Below are 16984 nucleotides of genomic sequence, written 5' to 3'. Positions count from 1 at the left end.
TAAAAAACGAAAAGTTTAAAAAGGTGAAATGAAGTGATTAAACTCTTCTACGCTTGGGAGGACGGCATCCGTTGTGTGGAAGCGGAGTCACGTCGATGATCTCGGTTACGGCGATACCGGCACCATGCACGGTGCGGATTGCCGACTCACGGCCGTTGCCAGGACCCTTCACATAGGCTTTCACCTTGCGCAGGCCCAGGTCGTAGGCGACCTTGGCACAGTCTTGAGCTGCCATCTGGGCTGCATAGGGCGTGTTCTTCTTAGAACCGCGGAAGCCCATCTTGCCGGCCGAAGACCATGAAATTACCTGTCCCTCGCTGTTGGCGAGGCACACAATGATGTTGTTGAAAGAAGAATGAACGTGAAGTTGACCAACTCCGTCAACCTTAACAACTCTCTTCTTAGCTGCGACTGTCTTTTTTGCCATACTTTAATAAAATTATTTAGTAGCTTTCTTCTTGTTTGCAACTGTTTTCTTGCGTCCCTTGCGAGTGCGGGCGTTGTTCTTGGTGCTCTGGCCGCGCACGGGGAGGCCGTTGCGGTGACGAATGCCGCGATAGCAACCAATGTCCATGAGACGCTTGATGTTCATTTGAACTTCGCTACGCAGGTCACCTTCGACCTTGTAGTCGGAACCGATGACTTCACGCACCTTGGCGGCTTCTGCATCGGTCCAGTCCTTGACCTTGGTGTCTTCGCTCACACCAGCCTTGGCCAGGATTGTGGCGGCAGCGCTGCGACCAATTCCAAAGATATAGGTGAGCGCGATGACGCCTCTTTTGTTTTGAGGGAGATCAACTCCCACTATACGTACTGCCATATAATGTATCTATTTTTTTTGCAAAATTAATAAAAAATTACCCTTGACGCATCTTCATCTTAGGATTTTTCTTGTTTATCACGTAAAGACGACCCTTGCGGCGAACGATTTTGCAGTCGGGGGTGCGCTTTTTTATAGAGGCTCTTACTTTCATTTTAGTTGAGTTTTTTTATTTGTATCTGAAAGAAATTCTTCCTTTGGAAAGATCGTAGGGCGACATTTCGACTTTCACCTTGTCGCCGGGCAGGATCTTGATGTAGTGCATGCGCATCTTGCCCGAGATGTGGGCGGTGATTTGATGCCCGTTCTCAAGTTCTACACGAAACATGGCATTGGACAATGCCTCTACGATAGTTCCGTCTTGTTCGATAGCGGTTTGTTTTGACATATAGAGAATTAAAATTAATTGTCGAATTAAGTTAAATGAATCGGTCACCCAGCACTTCCTTTATGTAGTCAAACGAGGAAAGGATGTCGGGCTTGCCGTGGTGCACGGCGATCGAGTGCTCGAAATGGGCTGCAGGCTTGCGGTCGCGAGTGCGGGTTGTCCAGCCATCGCGCTCAACGACGATGTGCCTGCTGCCCATGGTGATCATGGGCTCGATGGCAATGCACATGCCGTTTTTGATGAGCGGTCCAGTGCCTGGACGCCCGTAGTTGGGCACATCGGGATCCTCGTGCAACTTGCGTCCCACGCCATGCCCGGTGGCTTCGCGCACGACGCCGTAGCCGCGACTCTCGCAGTACTGCTGCACTGCATGGCCTATGTCGCCAATGCGATTGCCTGGCACTGCCTGCTTGATTCCCTCGTAGAGCGACTGCTTGGTGTCGCGCAACAACTGCTTGACATCGTCGTCGACATCGCCCACACAGAAGGTGTAGGTTGAGTCTCCGTTGAAGCCGGCCTCGGTGACGGCGCCGCAGTCGATCGACACGATGTCGCCGTCTTCGAGAGCATAGCTTGAAGGCATGCCATGTATCACCACCTCGTTGACCGAGATGCAGAGTGTGGCAGGATAACCGTAAAGACCGAGGAAGCCAGGAGTGCAGTGTTGCGAGCGTATGTACTCCTCTGCAATCTGGTCGAGACGACGCGTGGTGATCCCGGGGGCCACCCACTTGGCGAGTTCGCCAAGTGTGCGGGCCACCACGAGGTCGGCTTCACGCAGAAGCTCAATTTCTTCTTCAGTCTTAAGATAGATCATTCTTAATTCCTCTTGTTGCTGAAAACTTACCGGATATTAACCTTGAGTGCGTCCCTTGACTTTGCCCGACTTCATCAAGCCGTCGTAATGGTGCATCATCAAGTGAGTCTCAATCTGCTGTAATGTGTCGAGCACCACGCCCACTGTGATGAGCAGTGAGGTGCCGCCAAAGAATTGCGCAAAGTTCTGGTTGACGCCAAACACGCGAGCAAAGGCAGGCAGAATGGCAACGATGCCCAGGAAAATTGAGCCTGGCAGCGTGATGCGCGACATGATAGAGTCGAGGTAGTCGGCCGTCTTCTTGCCTGGCTTGATGCCTGGGATGAAGCCGCTGTTCTTCTTCATTTCCTCGGCCATCTGCGTGGGACGCACGGTGATGGCAGTGTAGAAATAGGTGAAGGCAACGATCATCAAGAAGTACACGACATTGTACCAGAAACCGTTCATGTCGCCGAAGGTGCGGGAGAACGAGCCAATGAAGCCGGTATCGTTCTGGTGAGCACCAAAGCCGGCCAGTGTGATAGGAATGAACATCAAGGCCTGAGCGAAGATGATGGGCATCACATTGGCAGCATTCACCTTGAGCGGGATGTACTGACGTGCGCCACCATACTGCTTGTTGCCAACGATGCGCTTGGCATACTGCACCGGCACCTTGCGAGTGCCCTGGGTGAGCATCACGGCGCCTGCAGTGACGGCAAACAGAATGATGATCTCGACCAAGAACATTACCAAGCCGCCCTGGGCCGTGGTGAGACGAGCTGTGAACTCTTGCACGAGGGCTCCAGGGAAGCGGGCGATGATACCCACGAGGATGATCATCGAGATACCGTTGCCTATGCCCTTGTCGGTAATTTTCTCACCCAGCCACATGATGAACATAGCACCCGCGGTCATGACAATCGACAGGAATACCATGGTGAACGGAGTGAAGTTGACTTGACCGCCGGCGCTCACCACCTGATACTTCAGGTTGATGAGGTAGGCGGGAGCCTGAACGAGCAGGATGAGCACGGTGAGGTAACGTGTGTACTGGTTCAACTTCATGCGACCACTCTCGCCCTCACGCTGCATCTTCTGAAAGCGCGGATAGACCATGCCCATAAGTTGGATCACAATCGATGCAGTGATATAGGGCATGATGCCCAGTGCGAAAATGGAAGCCTGGGAGAAGGCGCCGCCCGAGAACATGTCGAGCAGCTGCATCAGTCCGCTGTCGGTGAACTTGTGCAGCGCGGCAAGGTCGGACGGGCGGATTCCAGGCAAGACCACAAAGCATCCAAATCGATACACAAGTATGAAAAGGAATGTGATGATAATGCGCTTCCTGAGATCCTCAATCTTCCAGATATTCTTTAATGTTTGAATGAGTTTCATTAGCTTTTAAACTTTAGCAATTGTGCCGCCTGCAGCTGTGATAGCCTCTTCGGCTTTCTTAGAGAATGCGTTGGCTTCAATTTCAAGCTTCTTGGTGAGTGTGCCGTCGCCCAGGATCTTCACGAGCTGACGCTTGCGCACCAGTCCGGCCTGGAGCAGATCGGCCACAGTGATTTTCTCGAGATTCTTCTCGGTGGCCAGCTTCTCGAGGGTCGACAGGTTCACAGCCTTGTACTCAACGCGGTTGATGTTTTTGAAACCGCCCTTGGGCACGCGACGCTGCAATGGCATCTGTCCGCCTTCAAAACCAACTTTATTCTTGTAACCCGAACGCGACTTGGCACCCTTGCTACCACGGGTGGCAGTTCCGCCTTTGCCAGAACCTGGGCCACGTCCGATGCGACGTTTTTTCTTATTTGAACCAACAGCGGGTTGTAAATTACTTAAATCCATAATGCTTCTAAATGTTTTTTAAGCGTTGGTCACCTCGACGAGATGACGAACAGTGTTAACCATACCCAAGACTTGAGGAGTAGCTTCCTTCTCAACGACTTGATTCAATTTGTGGAGGCCCAGTGCATCGAGGGTCCTCTTCTGACGAGCAGGACGATTGATTCTGCTGACAACTTGTTTAATCTTGATTTTAGCCATAATAGCAGTGTGAATTTTAACCGTTAAACACTTTGTCAAGGGTCACGCCACGCAGGTGTGCGATCTCCATGGGCGAGCGCATCTCGCCCAGGGCAGCGATTGTGGCCTTCACAAGATTGTGAGGGTTGCTCGAGCCCTTCGACTTACAAATCACATCGGTGATGCCCACACTCTCGAGCACGGCACGCATAGCGCCACCGGCCTTGACACCGGTACCAGGAGTGGCAGGCATCATGATGATGCGGCTGCCGCCGAACTTGGCAGTCTGCTCGTGAGGAATTGTGCCCTTGTGCACAGGCACCTTGATGAGGTTTTTCTTGGCCACCTCCACGCCCTTGGCGATGGCGGTGGTAACCTCGTTGGCTTTGCCCAGGCCGTAGCCTATGATGCCGTTGCCGTCACCCACGACAACGATAGCGGCAAAAGTGAAAGTGCGGCCACCCTTGGTAACCTTGGTGGTACGGTTGATAGCCACAAGGCGATCTTTCAGTTCTATATCGCTAGTAGATTTAACTCGATTATATTTCTTTACCATGATTTTTAAAATTTAAGTCCGCCTTTGCGAGCGCCATCGGCCAGTGATTTAACTCTGCCATGGAAGAGGAAGCCGTTGCGGTCAAACACGACGCTGGTGATGCCAGCGTCTTGAGCCTTCTTGGCAACAGCCTCGCCCACCTTGGCTGCGATTTCAGATTTAGTACCCTCGGTGAGTCCCTTGGAGGATGCCGAAACTACAGTTTTGCCAGCAACGTCGTCGATGAGCTGAGCATAAATTTGCTTGTTGCTGCGGAACACACACAGGCGTGGACGCTCGGCAGTGCCGCTGATCTTGCCACGAATGCGTGCCTTGATTTTATATCGTCTTTGGATTTTAGATATCATAACTGTTTTCTCTATTCAATTGTTATTTGGCAGCTGCCGTTTTACCCGACTTGCGACGAATTACCTCGCCAACAAACTTGATACCCTTGCCCTTGTAAGGCTCCGGCTTGCGGAACGAGCGAATCTTGGCGCAAATCTGGCCGATCAATTGCTTGTCGGCCGACTCGAGCGTGATGAGCGGGTTCTTGTTGCGCTCGCTCTTGGCCTCGACATGCACCTCGGGAGGCATCTTGAGATAGATGGCGTGAGAGTAGCCCAGTGCCAGTTCCAGCACTTGGCCGTTGGCTGTGGCTTTGTAACCCACACCCACGATTTCCATCTCTTTCTTGTATCCTGTGCTCACGCCCACCACCATGTTGTGGATCAAGGCACGGTAAAGGCCGTGCTGGGCACGCGACTGCTTGCTGTCGTCGGGACGGGTCACATGCAGCACGCCGTCGCTCACCTCAACGCCAATGGCGGGGTTGACGGCTTGCTTGAGCTCGCCCTTGGGACCTTTCACAGTCACCACATTGTCTTTCACATCTACTGTTACGCCGGCAGGTAACTCAATTGGCAATTTTCCTATTCTTGACATAATTAAATTCCTCCTTCATTAATAAACGTAACACAAAACTTCACCGCCTATTTTTTTCTCCTTGGCCTCCTTGTTGGTCATCACACCTTGAGAGGTCGAAAGAATGGCGATACCTAAACCATTGAGAACGCGCGGCATGTCCTTGTAGCCAGTGTACTGGCGCAGGCCTGGACGCGACACGCGAGTGAGGCACTTGATTGCGTTCACCTTGTCGACGCTGTCGTACTTGAGCGCGATCTTGATAGTGCCGATGGGGCTGTCCTGCGACTCCACAAACTTGTAGTTGAGGATGTAGCCCTGGTCAAAGAGAATCTTGGTGATCTCTTTTTTCAATTTCGAAGAAGGGATTTCAACGACACGATGCTGTGCCTTGATCGCATTCCTCAATCTTGTTAAATAATCTGCTATTGGATCAGTCATTATTTTGAATTGTTTAAATTGATTCGGAGTTCCCGAACAATATTTAATACTGTGTTTTTTAGTTAGCTGTTGAATTTGCGTTGAAAAGCGCCCGTGCAGTGTGACTGCGTCGTCGTTACCAGCTTGCTTTCTTCACGCCCGGGATGAGACCAGCCGAAGCCATCTCGCGGAAGTCGATGCGAGAGATGCCGAACTGGCGCATGTAGCCCTTGGGACGTCCCGACATCTTGCAGATGTTGTGCAGACGCACCGGAGAGGCGTTGTGAGGCAGTTTCTGAAGAGCTTCGTAGTCGCCAGCCTTCTTGAGCTCGGCACGCTTGGCGGCATACTTAGCCACCAGCTTCACGCGCTTGGCCTGACGGGCTTTCATTGATTCTTTTGCCATATACTTAGATTAAACTGTGAATTAAACTTACTTTGCGTTTTTAAAAGGCAGGCCGAACTCCTTGAGCAGTGCATAGCCCTCCTCGTCGGTCTTGGCCGTGGTGACAAAGGTGATGTTCATACCCGTCATCTTGCTCACGCTGTCGATGTTGATCTCGGGGAAGATAATCTGCTCCTGAATACCCACGGTGTAGTTGCCGCGGCCGTCGAGCTTGCCCTCGATACCCTTGAAGTCACGGATGCGAGGCAGAGCGATGCGGATGAAACGCTCCATGAACTCATACATGCGATCGCGACGCAGGGTGACACGTGCGCCGATAGGCATCTTCTTGCGAACACGGAAGTTGGAGATATCCTTCTTCGAGAGTGTGGGCACAGCCTTCTGGCCGGTAATAGTAGTCAACTCGTTGATAGCAGTGTCAATGATCTTCTTGTCCTGGGTGGCATCGCCAAGGCCCTCGTTGAGCACGATCTTGACCAGGCGGGGAATCTGCATTGTGCTGCTGTAGTTAAATTGCTTCATCAGCGCTGGAGCAATTTTCTCGTCGTATTGTTTCTTAAGCGTTGTAGCCATTATTTAATCTCCTCTCCTGATTTTTTAGCGTAACGTACTGTTTTGCCCTGCTCGTCCTTTTTGAAGCCAACGCGTGTGGGCCTGGGCGTCTTGCCGCTCTTGGGGTCGACAGGGTTGAGGTTGGACAAGTGAATGGGGGCTTCCATCTTGATAATGCCGCCTTGCGGGTGCTTAGCGCTAGGCTTGGTGCTCTTAGACACCATGTTGATACCCTCTACGATAGCACGGTTCTCCTTAGCCATCACGCTGAGGACACGACCAGTTTTACCCTTGTCGTCACCGGCGAGCACGTAGACTGTATCGCCTTTCTTTATGTGTAACTTAGCCATTTACTTTTATAAGTGTGATAGAATGTAAAATTAAAGTACTTCGGGAGCGAGCGAAACAATCTTCATGTTGGTCGCACGCAGCTCGCGTGCAACGGGGCCGAAGATACGGGTGCCACGCAGCTCACCGGTATTGTTGATTAAAACACATGCGTTGTCGTCGAAGCGGATGTAGGAACCGTCGGCACGGCGTATTTCCTTGCTTGTGCGCACAACCACAGCACGTGATACAGTGCCTTTCTTGACTTCCGAAGAAGGGATGGCACTCTTGACGCTCACCACGATGGTATCGCCCACCGAGGCATAGCGACGGCCAGTGCCACCGAGCACACGGATGCAGAGCACCTCGCGTGCACCGCTATTGTCGGCAACTGATAATCTGGTTTCTGTCTGAATCATAATTTTAAATTACTTAGCTTTTTCGATGATTTCAACTAATCTCCATCTCTTGGTCTTGCTCAGCGGGCGGGTTTCCATGAGGCGCACCTTGTCGCCAACGTGGCACTCGTTTTTCTCGTCGTGAGCGTGATATTTCTTTGTCTTGTTGACAAACTTGCCGTAGATTGGGTGTTTCTCCTTCCACTTGATAGTCACAGTGATAGTCTTGTCACCCTTGTTGCTGGAAACAACCCCAATTCTCTCTTTTCTTAAATTTCTCTTTTCCATTGTGCTTGGGATTATTTATTGATTTTTAATTCACGTGCACGTATCTCGGTCTTGAGGCGCGCAATGTTTCTCCTGTCGAGTGTAATCTTTGCGGGATTATCAAGAGGGGAGATCGAATGCTGAATTTTTTCTTGAACATACTCCTTCTCGGCAGCATCCAGGCGCTCGAGGAGTTCTTTGTCGCTCAATTCCTTAAAGTCTTCCTTTTTCATAATCGTAGTTGAGAATTACACGGTTTGAGATGGATCATAATTGCGTGCTACCACAAACTTGGTGGGGATGGGGAGCTTCTGGGCGGCCAGGCGCAGGGCCTCCTTGGCCACGTCGTAGCTCACGCCGTCGACCTCGATGAGAATGCGTCCTGGGAAAACAGGAGCCACGTAACCGGCCACATCACCCTTACCTTTACCCATACGCACGTCGGCTGGCTTGCGGGTGAATGGCTTGTCGGGGAAGATGCGAACCCAAATTTGACCTTCACGCTGCATGTAGCGTGTCACGGCCACACGGGCGGCCTCGATCTGGCGAGCGGTGATCCACTTGCTCTCGAGTGCCTTGATGCCGAATGAGCCGAAGTCGAGATGGGTGCCGCGCTTGGCATACTTGCGTGGATGTCCGTCCGACGGTCTTCTATATTTTAATCTTTTTGGTTGTTGTAACATTGTTGTTGAGAATTGTTGTTAAAATGTGATTTTTAACGGTTGTTCTTTTTATTGCGGAAACCGCCGCGACGGCCGCCCGAGCGGCGCTCGTTGCTGCTCTGAGTGAAGTTGGGGGCAAGGTCCTTTTTGCCATAGACCTCACCGCGGCATATCCAGACCTTAACGCCGATGAGGCCCACCTTGGTGAGGGCGGGAACAAGAGCGTAGTCGATATCGGCACGCAGCGTGTGCAGGGGGGTGCGGCCTTCCTTAAACATCTCGGAGCGGGCCATCTCGGCGCCGTTCAAGCGACCGTTGACCTGGATCTTGATGCCCTCGGCGCCCATGCGCATGGTCGAGGCGATGGCCATCTTCACGGCACGGCGATAGGCGATCTTGCCCTCGATTTGGTGAGCGATGTTGTTGGCCACGATCTCGGCGTCGAGCTCGGGGCGCTTCACCTCGTAGATGTTGATTTGCACGTCTTTGTTGGTGAGGTTCTTGAGCTCTTCCTTAAGCTTGTCGACATCCTGACCGCCCTTGCCGATGATGAGGCCCGGACGAGAAGTGCAGATGGTGATGGTCACCAGCTTGAGCGTGCGCTCGATGACGATGCGCGACACACTGGCCTTGGCCAGACGCACGTTAAGATACTTGCGGATTTTGGAATCCTCGACAAGCGTATCTCCATAATTACTACCACCGTACCAGTTGGAATCCCAACCACGGATGATACCTAAACGATTGCTAATTGGATTTACTTTCTGTCCCATAATCTTTATGCGTCTTTAGTGTCTTTATTAATCGTGTCTACATACAAGGTGATGTGGTTGGAGCGCTTGCGAATGCGATAGCCACGGCCTTGTGGAGCTGGACGGAGACGCTTGAGCATTGGAGCGCAATCGACAGTGATTGTCTTGATGTAAAGCTCGCCGTTCTCTGCCTTCTTGCCATTCTTCTGCTCCCAGTTGGAAATGGCCGACTTGAGGAGTTTCTCAACGTCGACAGCAGCTTGCTTATTGGAGAAATGAAGGAGACCCAGGGCCTTGAACACCTCTACGCCGCGCACCATGTCGGCCACAAGACGCATCTTGCGGGGAGAACTTGGCACGTTTTTCAGCTTGGCAAAGGTGAGCTCGCGGCGGGCTTCCTTGATCTTGTTGGCTGTTTCTCTTTTTCTTTTACCCATTGTATTTAATTCTTTTTTTTGTCAATGAAATGATATCCCGGGCCCATTACTTGTTGTTGCCGCTGTGGCCACGGAAGGTGCGTGTGGGGGCGAACTCGCCGAGCTTGTGACCTACCATGTTCTCGGTAACATAGACGGGAATGAACTTGTTTCCATTGTGCACAGCGAAGGTGTGACCTACAAACTCGGGGGCGATCATAGAGGCGCGCGACCAGGTCTTGATCACACTCTTCTTGCCGCTCTCGTTCATAGCGTCGACTTTCTTCTCGAGCTTAACACTAATGTAAGGGCCTTTTTTTAATGAACGACTCATAGTTTAATGTTTAATCAAATTACTTCTTTCTTCTTTCGATAATATACTTCGAAGACAGCTTCTTCGGTGCACGTGTCTTCAAGCCCTTTGCATAAAGGCCATTGCGCGAACGTGGATGACCACCCGACTGGCGGCCTTCGCCACCACCCATGGGGTGATCCACAGGGTTCATCACCACACCGCGGTTGTGCGGACGGCGACCCAGCCAGCGCGAGCGTCCGGCCTTGCCCGACTGCTCGAGGGCGTGATCGGAGTTGCCCACAACGCCAATGGTAGCCTTGCACGCAGCAAGGATCTTGCGGGTTTCGCCCGAAGGTAATTTGATGATTGCATAGTCGCCGTCACGCGAAGTGAGCTGTGCGTAGGTGCCGGCACTACGAGCAATTCTTGCACCCTGGCCAGGGCGCATCTCAATGTTGTGAATTAAAGTACCAACAGGAATGTGACTCAGTGGAAGCGCGTTTCCCAGTTCAGGGGCTACGTTCTCACCGCTCATTACCGTTGCACCCACCTGGAGACCGTTGGGGGCAATGATATAAGCTTTATAACCATCTGCATAGTAAAGCAGGGCGATACGGGCCGAACGGTTGGGGTCGTACTCGATCGACTTTACTGTAGCTGGTACACCGTCTTTGTTTCTCTTGAAGTCGATGAAGCGGTATTTGCGCTTGTGACCGCCACCCAGGTAACGCATGGTGAGGTGACCCTCATTGTTGCGACCGCCAGTGACGCGCTTGCCGACCACAAGAGATTTTTCTGGTGTACGTGCAGTGATTTCATCAAATACACCAATAATCTTGTGTCTTTGCCCCGGTGTTGTGGGCTTCAATTTTCTTACTGCCATTTCTCTTATTAAATATTACTGTAGAAATCAATGGTTTGACCCTCGGCGACAGTCACGACAGCCTTTTTGAAGGCTGCCACCTTGCCGCGTTGGATGCCGCGCTTGGTGTAGCGCATTTTCTTCTTGCCATCGTAGTTCATCGTGCTCACGCCGGTCACCTTGACGTCGTAGAGTTTCTCGACCATGTCTTTGATCTGATACTTGTTGGCGTCGGGAGATACCGAGAATGAATAACGATTGTTCTTTTCGCTGATAGCGTTGGCCTTCTCAGTGACGATAGGTTTTATCATTATGTCCATAACTTATATATCTCCTTTTAAAACTGGTTTAACACAGCCACACTGCTCTCGGTGAGCACCAGGGTCTTGTTGTTCAAGACGCGGTAGGTGTTCAGCTCCGAAGCAGTATAGACGCTGGCTTGCTCAATATTACGAGCCGACAAAAATACGTTTTTATTTTGGTTCTCTAAAACGAGCACAACCTTCTGGCCGTCAAGTTTGAGATTTTTAGCAAAATTTACAAATTCTTTAGTCTTCGGAGCCTCAAAGTTGAGGTCTTCGACCACGACGATCTGGTTGTTCTGAGCCTTGAAAGTAAGCGCAGACCGGCGTGCGAGGGCCTTCACCTTCTTGTTGAGCTTGAAGCCATAGTTGCGGGGCTTGGGGCCGAAGATGCGGCCGCCGCCCACCATTACCGGAGACTTGATGTCGCCGTGGCGAGCACCGCCGCCACCCTTCTGGCGGCCAAGCTTCTTGGTAGAACCTGAAATCTCACTTCTTTCTTTCGATTTTGAGGTACCCTGGCGCTGATTGGCGAGGTACTGCTTGACATCGAGATACACTGCGTGCTCATTGGGCTCGGCAAGTGCAAAGACCTCATCGTTGAGGGTTACCTTCTTCCCGGTGTCTTCACCTTTGATGTTATATACTGCGAGTTCCATTACTTAACGATTGATAAAATTGAACCTTTAGCGCCTGGAACACTGCCCTTCACGAGAAGCAGATTGTTTTCAGGCAGAACTTTAACTACTTGTAGATTTTGAACAGTCACGCGGTCGCTGCCCATGTGGCCGGCCATGCGCATACCCTTGAACACGATGGCTGGGTAGGAGCAGGCGCCGATAGAACCGGGAGCACGGTAGCGGTCGTCCTGGCCGTGCGTGGCCTGGCCCACACCGCCGAAACCATGGCGCTTGACAACGCCCTGGAAACCTTTACCTTTAGATACGCCGATCACATCGACAAATGAGGCGTCATTGAACAAATCTACGGTGACAGTATCACCAAGCTTGTACTCACCATCAAAATCTTTGAACTCGGCCAAGTGGCGTTGTGGCTTGCAACCGGCTTTCTTGAAGTGACCGGCTTCGGGCTTTGTGGTGTGCTTCTGGGTTTTCTCCTGGAAGCCGAGCTGCAAAGCTGCGTAGCCGTCTTTGTCGACAGTCTTAACCTGAGTTACAACACAAGGACCAACTTCGATAACAGTGCACGGTATGTTCTTACCGTCGGCACTGAAAACGGATGTCATTCCGATTTTCTTTCCTAATAATCCTGGCATTTCTCTTAATTTTTAAAAAATTTTTGAATCACTTTTTGATTGACTTATCACTTGCGGTATTGTGAAGCAAGAGCAGGTGTACTATACCTTGATCTCAACTTCAACGCCGCTTGGCAACTCAAGCTTCATGAGTGCATCGACGGTCTTGGCTGTAGAGCTGTAGATGTCGATGAGACGCTTGAAAGATGACAATTGGAATTGTTCACGCGACTTCTTGTTGACAAAAGTCGAACGATTCACAGTGAAGATGCGCTTGTGGGTGGGCAGGGGTATCGGGCCCGAAACAACTGCGCCGGTAGTCTTCACAGTTTTAACAATCTTCTCAGCTGACTTGTCAACCAAGTTGTGATCGTAAGATTTTAATTTAATTCTGATTTTTTGGCTCATATTTTTAATGATAAAATTATTTCAACAAATCCACACGGCCCTTGACTTCCTCAAGCACCTTGGTAGCGATAGCCTTGCTCACTTGAGCATAGTGAGAGAAGCTCATTGTAGAAGTGGCGCGGCCACTGGTGATTGTGCGCAGTGCAGTCACATAGCCGAACATCTCGGCCAGCGGGGCGGTTGCCTTGATGATGCGGGCACCGCTGCGGCTGGTCTCCATGCCCTCGACCTGGCCACGACGCTTGTTCAAGTCGCCTATCACGTCGCCCATGCTCTCCTCGGGCGTCACGACCTCGACCTTCATAATGGGCTCCATGAGCACAGGTCCTGCCTGGGCACAACCCTTGCGGAAGGCACTCTGGGCGCAGAGCTCGAACGAGATCTGATCGGAGTCGACCGGGTGGTAGGAACCGTCGATCACGGTCACCTTGAGCTGCTCGACGGGGTAACCTGCGAGCACGCCACTCTTCATAGCGGTCTGGAAACCCTTCTGGATGCTTGGGATGAACTCCTTGGGGATATCGCCGCCCTTGACCACATCGATAAACTGGAGGCTGCCCTCGAAGTCCTCGTCGACGGGCTCGATGCGAACGATGATATCGGCAAACTTACCACGGCCACCAGTCTGCTTCTTGAACACTTCACGCAGCTCGACGGGCTTGGTGATGGCTTCCTTGTAGGTAACCTGGGGCTTGCCCTGGTTGCACTCGACCTTGAACTCGCGCTTGAGGCGGTCAAGAATGATGTCGAGATGAAGCTCGCCCATACCGCGGATGATGGTTTGGCCTGTCTCCTCGTTGCTTTCCACCTGGAAGGTTGGATCCTCCTCGGCGAGTTTCTCAAGACCCAGGTTGAGCTTGTCGAGGTCTTTCTGCGTCTTGGGCTCGACTGCGATACCGATCACAGGATCGGGGAAGTCCATAGCCTCGAGCACGATGGGATGGTTCTCGTCGCACAGCGTGTCGCCCGTGCGCACATCCTTGAAGCCGATGCCTGCGCCGATGTCGCCGCAGCCGATGGTCTCCATGGGGTTCTGCTTGTTGGAGAACATCTGGAACAGTCGAGAGATGCGCTCTTTCTTGCCCGAGCGAGAGTTGAACACATAGGTGCCGGCGTCGATTTGACCCGAGTAAACGCGGAAGAACACCAGGCGGCCCACATAGGGATCGGTAGCGATCTTGAACACCAGGGCGCACATGGGGTCTTCAAACACGGGGCGACGGGTCTCCTGCTTGTCGGGGTCGTCGTAGGAATGGCCCACAACCTCGGGAGTGTCCTCGGGGCTGGGCAGATAGGCACACACGGCATCGAGCAGAGGCTGAACGCCCTTGTTCTTGAACGAGCTGCCGCACAGCATGGGCACAAGTTCCATCTTGAGGGTAGCCGTGCGCAGTGCGCGCTTGATTTCCTCTTCGGTGATAGTGCTGGGGTCGTCGAAATACTTGGCCATGAGGTCCTCGTCAAACTCGGCGATATTCTCGAGCATCTTGTCGCGATACTTCTGAGCCTCCTCGAGCATGTTGTCGGGGATCTCGTCGACCTCATACTCGGCACCCATGGTCTCATCGTGCCAGTAGAGGGCCTTCATCCTGATCAAGTCGACAATACCCTTGAACGACTCTTCGGCACCGATAGGCAGCTGTATTGGGCAGGGGTTGGAACCAAGCACATCCTTGATTTGGCGAGCCACTTCGAGAAAGTTGGCACCGCTACGGTCCATCTTGTTCACATAGGCGATGCGAGGCACGTTGTACTTGTCGGCCTGGCGCCACACGGTTTCAGACTGGGGCTCAACGCCGCCCACTGCACAGAAGGTGGCGATAGTGCCATCGAGCACGCGCAGCGAACGCTCCACCTCGACAGTGAAGTCGACGTGTCCTGGGGTGTCGATAAGGTTGATTTTGTATTTCTTGTCGTTGTATTTCCAGTAGGCAGTGGTAGCAGCCGATGTGATAGTGATACCACGCTCCTGTTCCTGCTCCATCCAGTCCATGGTGGCAGCACCGTCGTGCACCTCGCCAATCTTGTGAGTGAGACCGGTGTAGTACAGAATGCGCTCAGAGGTGGTAGTCTTACCGGCATCGATGTGAGCCATGATACCGATATTGCGTGTAAGTTTCAGTTGTTCGTCTGTTCTCATTTTGTTCTCCTATAATATCAATTAAAATCTGAAATGTGCAAATGCACGGTTAGCCTCGGCCATGCGGTGCATGTCCTCTTTGCGCTTGAATGCGCCGCCTTGCTCATTGTAGGCGTCCATGATTTCGGAGGCGAGTTTGTCGGCCATGGTCTTGCCGCCACGTTTACGTGCGAAATTGATAAGATTTTTCATTGATATCGACTCCTTGCGGTCGGGGCGAATTTCGGTAGGCACCTGGAAGGTTGCACCGCCCACGCGACGCGATTTCACTTCTACTTGTGGAGTCACCTTCTCGAGGGCACTTTTCCAAATCTCGAGCGGGGTTTTCTCTTCTTTAGCCATTTTCTGGCCCACGATATCGAGGGCAGTGTAGAAAATCGTGTATGAGGTATTCTTCTTGCCGTCATACATGAGGTGATTCACGAATTTTGACACGCGCACATCACCGAATTTAGGATCGGGCAGAATGATCCTTTTTTTGGGCTTTGCCTTTCTCATTGTTTTCTTAAAAGTTGTAGTTTTTGTCCGCTTGGTTGTTGCATCTTTGTTCTTCAACGGCCATCTCTATGGCCATTTACTCAACCGTAAAAATCATCAATCCAATAAAATCAAAAACTAAGTTAAATTTTAATTGTTTGTTTTGTTTAGTAGAAAAGTCGCTGTTTCTCTGTTCCTCTCTGGAAAAGTCACAGCACAAGACAGCTCAAGCAGTTTTGTTTACTTCTTGGCAGCCTTGGGACGCTTGGCTCCGTACTTGGAGCGGCGCTGTGTGCGGCCGGCCACGCCTGCTGTATCGAGCGTGCCGCGCACGATGTGGTAACGCACACCGGGAAGGTCCTTGACACGACCGCCGCGCACCATCACGATAGAGTGCTCTTGCAGGTTGTGACCCTCGCCAGGGATGTAGGAGTTCACCTCCTTACCATTAGTTAATCTCACACGTGCAACCTTGCGCATTGCCGAGTTTGGCTTCTTGGGAGTGGTGGTGTAAACACGCACGCACACGCCACGACGCTGTGGGCAAGAGTCCAAAGCTGGCGACTTGCTGGTGTATTCCAGAGTTGTACGGCCTTTTCTTACTAATTGCGAAATTGTAGGCATCTTAGTTCTGTTTTACTTGTTTTTAATTATAAAATGATACAATAAATTTCTTGACTTAATACACCTCAAGCACACAACAAACTCCACTGAATCAACCGATTAGTAGAGAATTTGTGCACTTTTCGGCTCAAAAGCGTTGCAAAGTTACGAACTATTTGGCTAATAATCAAATGTTTTAGCAACTTTTTCAATGTCATTTCGTCGCCATTGCCAGGCACGCAAAAAGTGGCTGAGATATAAACGTGTATCATCCAGCCACTTCTCGCCGCCCGTTTTTACGACATTTTAAAAAGGTTTAACATCTTTTAGACTCATGCCACACTTGTCCTTGGGACTGAGGAGCATTTGGTCTTGCGGGATGCGCCAGTCGATGTGCAGCTCAGGGTCGTCGAAGCGCAAGGTGGCCTCGCTGTGAGGGGCATACACGTTGTCGACCTTGTACTGGAACTGGGCCTCGTCGCTCAGCACCACAAAGCCGTGGGCAAAGCCGCGGGGAATGAACAGCTGCGTGCCCTCGTGGGCCGTGAGCTCGACGGCCACATGACGGCCGTAGGTGGGGCTGCCGCCACGCAGGTCGACGGCCACGTCGAGCACGGCACCGCGCGACACGCGCACGAGTTTGGCTTGAGAGAATTCCCCTCGCTGGAAATGAAGGCCTCGCAGCACGCCGTGGCTCGAGAACGACTCATTGTCTTGCACAAACTCCACCGGGCCCACGTGGGCCTGGAACTCTTCTTTCTTGAACACCTCGCTGAAGTAGCCGCGGGCATCGCCGAAACGATTGGGCTTGATCACCCACACACCTTTAATATATTGCTCAATAAATTCCATATCATCTTATCCATATAATGTGTACAAAAGTACAACTAAAAACCCACAAACTGAAAAAAGCTTTCACGTAAAGAAGCAAGTAGTTCTCCCTCACCCTCA

The 16984-nt window shown here is 51.8% G+C and carries 31 protein-coding genes; all 31 read right to left on the bottom strand.

Annotated elements, in window-relative coordinates; all coding sequences use genetic code 11:
- Positions 1 to 37: 37 nt before the first annotated feature.
- On the bottom strand, positions 38 to 427 hold the full coding sequence (gene rpsK / locus GF423_RS12305) for a 30S ribosomal protein S11 (RefSeq protein ID WP_154328640.1): 390 nt from the start codon (positions 425 to 427) through the stop codon (positions 38 to 40).
- A 12-nt stretch (positions 428 to 439) separates the two neighbouring features.
- Entirely contained in the window at positions 440 to 820 is a 381-nt protein-coding gene (rpsM, locus tag GF423_RS12300) for a 30S ribosomal protein S13 (protein ID WP_154328639.1), read from the bottom strand.
- Between the two features lie 37 nt (positions 821 to 857).
- Positions 858 to 974: a type B 50S ribosomal protein L36 gene (gene ykgO / locus GF423_RS12295; RefSeq protein ID WP_154328638.1), complete on the bottom strand. Its 117-nt coding sequence runs from the start codon at positions 972 to 974 to the stop codon at positions 858 to 860.
- 15 nt (positions 975 to 989) lie between these two features.
- On the bottom strand, positions 990 to 1208 hold the full coding sequence (infA, locus tag GF423_RS12290; RefSeq protein WP_154328637.1) for a translation initiation factor IF-1: 219 nt from the start codon (positions 1206 to 1208) through the stop codon (positions 990 to 992).
- Between the two features lie 31 nt (positions 1209 to 1239).
- Positions 1240 to 2025 carry a type I methionyl aminopeptidase gene (gene map / locus GF423_RS12285; protein ID WP_154328636.1) on the bottom strand — a complete coding sequence of 262 codons (786 nt, stop codon included), beginning with the start codon at positions 2023 to 2025 and terminating at the stop codon, positions 1240 to 1242.
- A gap of 36 nt (positions 2026 to 2061) precedes the next feature.
- Complete coding sequence (gene secY, locus GF423_RS12280) at positions 2062 to 3402, bottom strand: preprotein translocase subunit SecY (RefSeq protein ID WP_154328635.1); 1341 nt, start codon at positions 3400 to 3402, stop codon at positions 2062 to 2064.
- Between the two features lie 6 nt (positions 3403 to 3408).
- Positions 3409 to 3855, bottom strand: a complete 447-nt coding sequence (rplO, locus tag GF423_RS12275) for a 50S ribosomal protein L15 (protein WP_154328634.1) — start codon at positions 3853 to 3855, stop codon at positions 3409 to 3411.
- A gap of 18 nt (positions 3856 to 3873) precedes the next feature.
- A complete protein-coding gene (gene rpmD / locus GF423_RS12270) occupies positions 3874 to 4053 on the bottom strand; it encodes a 50S ribosomal protein L30 (RefSeq protein WP_154538241.1) in 180 nt (59 codons plus the stop codon).
- Between the two features lie 16 nt (positions 4054 to 4069).
- Positions 4070 to 4588: a 30S ribosomal protein S5 gene (gene rpsE, locus GF423_RS12265; RefSeq protein WP_154328633.1), complete on the bottom strand. Its 519-nt coding sequence runs from the start codon at positions 4586 to 4588 to the stop codon at positions 4070 to 4072.
- 5 nt (positions 4589 to 4593) lie between these two features.
- The gene (gene rplR, locus GF423_RS12260) at positions 4594 to 4935 is read right to left on the bottom strand and encodes a 50S ribosomal protein L18 (RefSeq protein ID WP_154328632.1); all 342 of its coding nucleotides are present in this window, start codon (positions 4933 to 4935) and stop codon (positions 4594 to 4596) included.
- A gap of 22 nt (positions 4936 to 4957) precedes the next feature.
- Complete coding sequence (rplF, locus tag GF423_RS12255) at positions 4958 to 5512, bottom strand: 50S ribosomal protein L6 (protein WP_154328631.1); 555 nt, start codon at positions 5510 to 5512, stop codon at positions 4958 to 4960.
- A gap of 18 nt (positions 5513 to 5530) precedes the next feature.
- Positions 5531 to 5932 carry a 30S ribosomal protein S8 gene (rpsH, locus tag GF423_RS12250; protein ID WP_154328630.1) on the bottom strand — a complete coding sequence of 134 codons (402 nt, stop codon included), beginning with the start codon at positions 5930 to 5932 and terminating at the stop codon, positions 5531 to 5533.
- 115 nt (positions 5933 to 6047) lie between these two features.
- A complete protein-coding gene (gene rpsN / locus GF423_RS12245) occupies positions 6048 to 6317 on the bottom strand; it encodes a 30S ribosomal protein S14 (RefSeq protein WP_154328629.1) in 270 nt (89 codons plus the stop codon).
- A gap of 27 nt (positions 6318 to 6344) precedes the next feature.
- A complete protein-coding gene (rplE, locus tag GF423_RS12240; RefSeq protein ID WP_154328628.1) occupies positions 6345 to 6890 on the bottom strand; it encodes a 50S ribosomal protein L5 in 546 nt (181 codons plus the stop codon).
- Positions 6890 to 7219 (bottom strand): 50S ribosomal protein L24, encoded by a 330-nt coding sequence (gene rplX / locus GF423_RS12235; RefSeq protein WP_154328627.1) that lies wholly within the window; start codon positions 7217 to 7219, stop codon positions 6890 to 6892. The genes rplE and rplX overlap by 1 nt, the downstream gene beginning before the upstream one ends.
- Positions 7220 to 7249: 30 nt before the next feature.
- Positions 7250 to 7615, bottom strand: coding sequence for a 50S ribosomal protein L14 (gene rplN, locus GF423_RS12230; RefSeq protein WP_154328626.1), 366 nt, complete (start codon positions 7613 to 7615; stop codon positions 7250 to 7252).
- 9 nt (positions 7616 to 7624) lie between these two features.
- Entirely contained in the window at positions 7625 to 7894 is a 270-nt protein-coding gene (gene rpsQ, locus GF423_RS12225) for a 30S ribosomal protein S17 (protein WP_277083444.1), read from the bottom strand.
- Positions 7894 to 8094, bottom strand: coding sequence for a 50S ribosomal protein L29 (rpmC, locus tag GF423_RS12220; RefSeq protein ID WP_154328624.1), 201 nt, complete (start codon positions 8092 to 8094; stop codon positions 7894 to 7896). Before rpmC ends, rpsQ begins: the two co-directional genes overlap by 1 nt.
- A gap of 15 nt (positions 8095 to 8109) precedes the next feature.
- The gene (rplP, locus tag GF423_RS12215) at positions 8110 to 8544 is read right to left on the bottom strand and encodes a 50S ribosomal protein L16 (RefSeq protein ID WP_154328623.1); all 435 of its coding nucleotides are present in this window, start codon (positions 8542 to 8544) and stop codon (positions 8110 to 8112) included.
- 32 nt (positions 8545 to 8576) lie between these two features.
- Positions 8577 to 9296 (bottom strand): 30S ribosomal protein S3, encoded by a 720-nt coding sequence (gene rpsC, locus GF423_RS12210; RefSeq protein ID WP_154328622.1) that lies wholly within the window; start codon positions 9294 to 9296, stop codon positions 8577 to 8579.
- A 5-nt stretch (positions 9297 to 9301) separates the two neighbouring features.
- A complete protein-coding gene (gene rplV, locus GF423_RS12205) occupies positions 9302 to 9712 on the bottom strand; it encodes a 50S ribosomal protein L22 (RefSeq protein ID WP_154328621.1) in 411 nt (136 codons plus the stop codon).
- A gap of 46 nt (positions 9713 to 9758) precedes the next feature.
- Positions 9759 to 10025: a 30S ribosomal protein S19 gene (rpsS, locus tag GF423_RS12200; protein ID WP_154328620.1), complete on the bottom strand. Its 267-nt coding sequence runs from the start codon at positions 10023 to 10025 to the stop codon at positions 9759 to 9761.
- A 19-nt stretch (positions 10026 to 10044) separates the two neighbouring features.
- Positions 10045 to 10869 carry a 50S ribosomal protein L2 gene (gene rplB / locus GF423_RS12195; RefSeq protein ID WP_154328619.1) on the bottom strand — a complete coding sequence of 275 codons (825 nt, stop codon included), beginning with the start codon at positions 10867 to 10869 and terminating at the stop codon, positions 10045 to 10047.
- 8 nt (positions 10870 to 10877) lie between these two features.
- On the bottom strand, positions 10878 to 11168 hold the full coding sequence (rplW, locus tag GF423_RS12190) for a 50S ribosomal protein L23 (protein ID WP_154328618.1): 291 nt from the start codon (positions 11166 to 11168) through the stop codon (positions 10878 to 10880).
- 17 nt (positions 11169 to 11185) lie between these two features.
- Positions 11186 to 11809 carry a 50S ribosomal protein L4 gene (gene rplD / locus GF423_RS12185; protein ID WP_154328617.1) on the bottom strand — a complete coding sequence of 208 codons (624 nt, stop codon included), beginning with the start codon at positions 11807 to 11809 and terminating at the stop codon, positions 11186 to 11188.
- Positions 11809 to 12426 carry a 50S ribosomal protein L3 gene (gene rplC, locus GF423_RS12180; protein ID WP_154328616.1) on the bottom strand — a complete coding sequence of 206 codons (618 nt, stop codon included), beginning with the start codon at positions 12424 to 12426 and terminating at the stop codon, positions 11809 to 11811. Before rplC ends, rplD begins: the two co-directional genes overlap by 1 nt.
- A gap of 81 nt (positions 12427 to 12507) precedes the next feature.
- A complete protein-coding gene (gene rpsJ / locus GF423_RS12175; protein ID WP_154328615.1) occupies positions 12508 to 12813 on the bottom strand; it encodes a 30S ribosomal protein S10 in 306 nt (101 codons plus the stop codon).
- Positions 12814 to 12829: 16 nt separating this feature from the next.
- On the bottom strand, positions 12830 to 14953 hold the full coding sequence (fusA, locus tag GF423_RS12170; protein ID WP_154328614.1) for an elongation factor G: 2124 nt from the start codon (positions 14951 to 14953) through the stop codon (positions 12830 to 12832).
- Between the two features lie 21 nt (positions 14954 to 14974).
- On the bottom strand, positions 14975 to 15451 hold the full coding sequence (gene rpsG / locus GF423_RS12165) for a 30S ribosomal protein S7 (RefSeq protein WP_154328613.1): 477 nt from the start codon (positions 15449 to 15451) through the stop codon (positions 14975 to 14977).
- Positions 15452 to 15670: 219 nt separating this feature from the next.
- Positions 15671 to 16054 (bottom strand): 30S ribosomal protein S12, encoded by a 384-nt coding sequence (gene rpsL, locus GF423_RS12160; protein ID WP_154328612.1) that lies wholly within the window; start codon positions 16052 to 16054, stop codon positions 15671 to 15673.
- Positions 16055 to 16339: 285 nt separating this feature from the next.
- Positions 16340 to 16885 (bottom strand): dTDP-4-dehydrorhamnose 3,5-epimerase, encoded by a 546-nt coding sequence (gene rfbC / locus GF423_RS12155; protein ID WP_154328611.1) that lies wholly within the window; start codon positions 16883 to 16885, stop codon positions 16340 to 16342.
- Positions 16886 to 16984: the final 99 nt, after the last annotated feature.

It is taken from the genome of Sodaliphilus pleomorphus (assembly GCF_009676955.1).
In the GTDB taxonomy this organism is placed as follows: domain Bacteria; phylum Bacteroidota; class Bacteroidia; order Bacteroidales; family Muribaculaceae; genus Sodaliphilus; species Sodaliphilus pleomorphus.
This window is presented reverse-complemented; position numbering and strand designations above follow the sequence as displayed.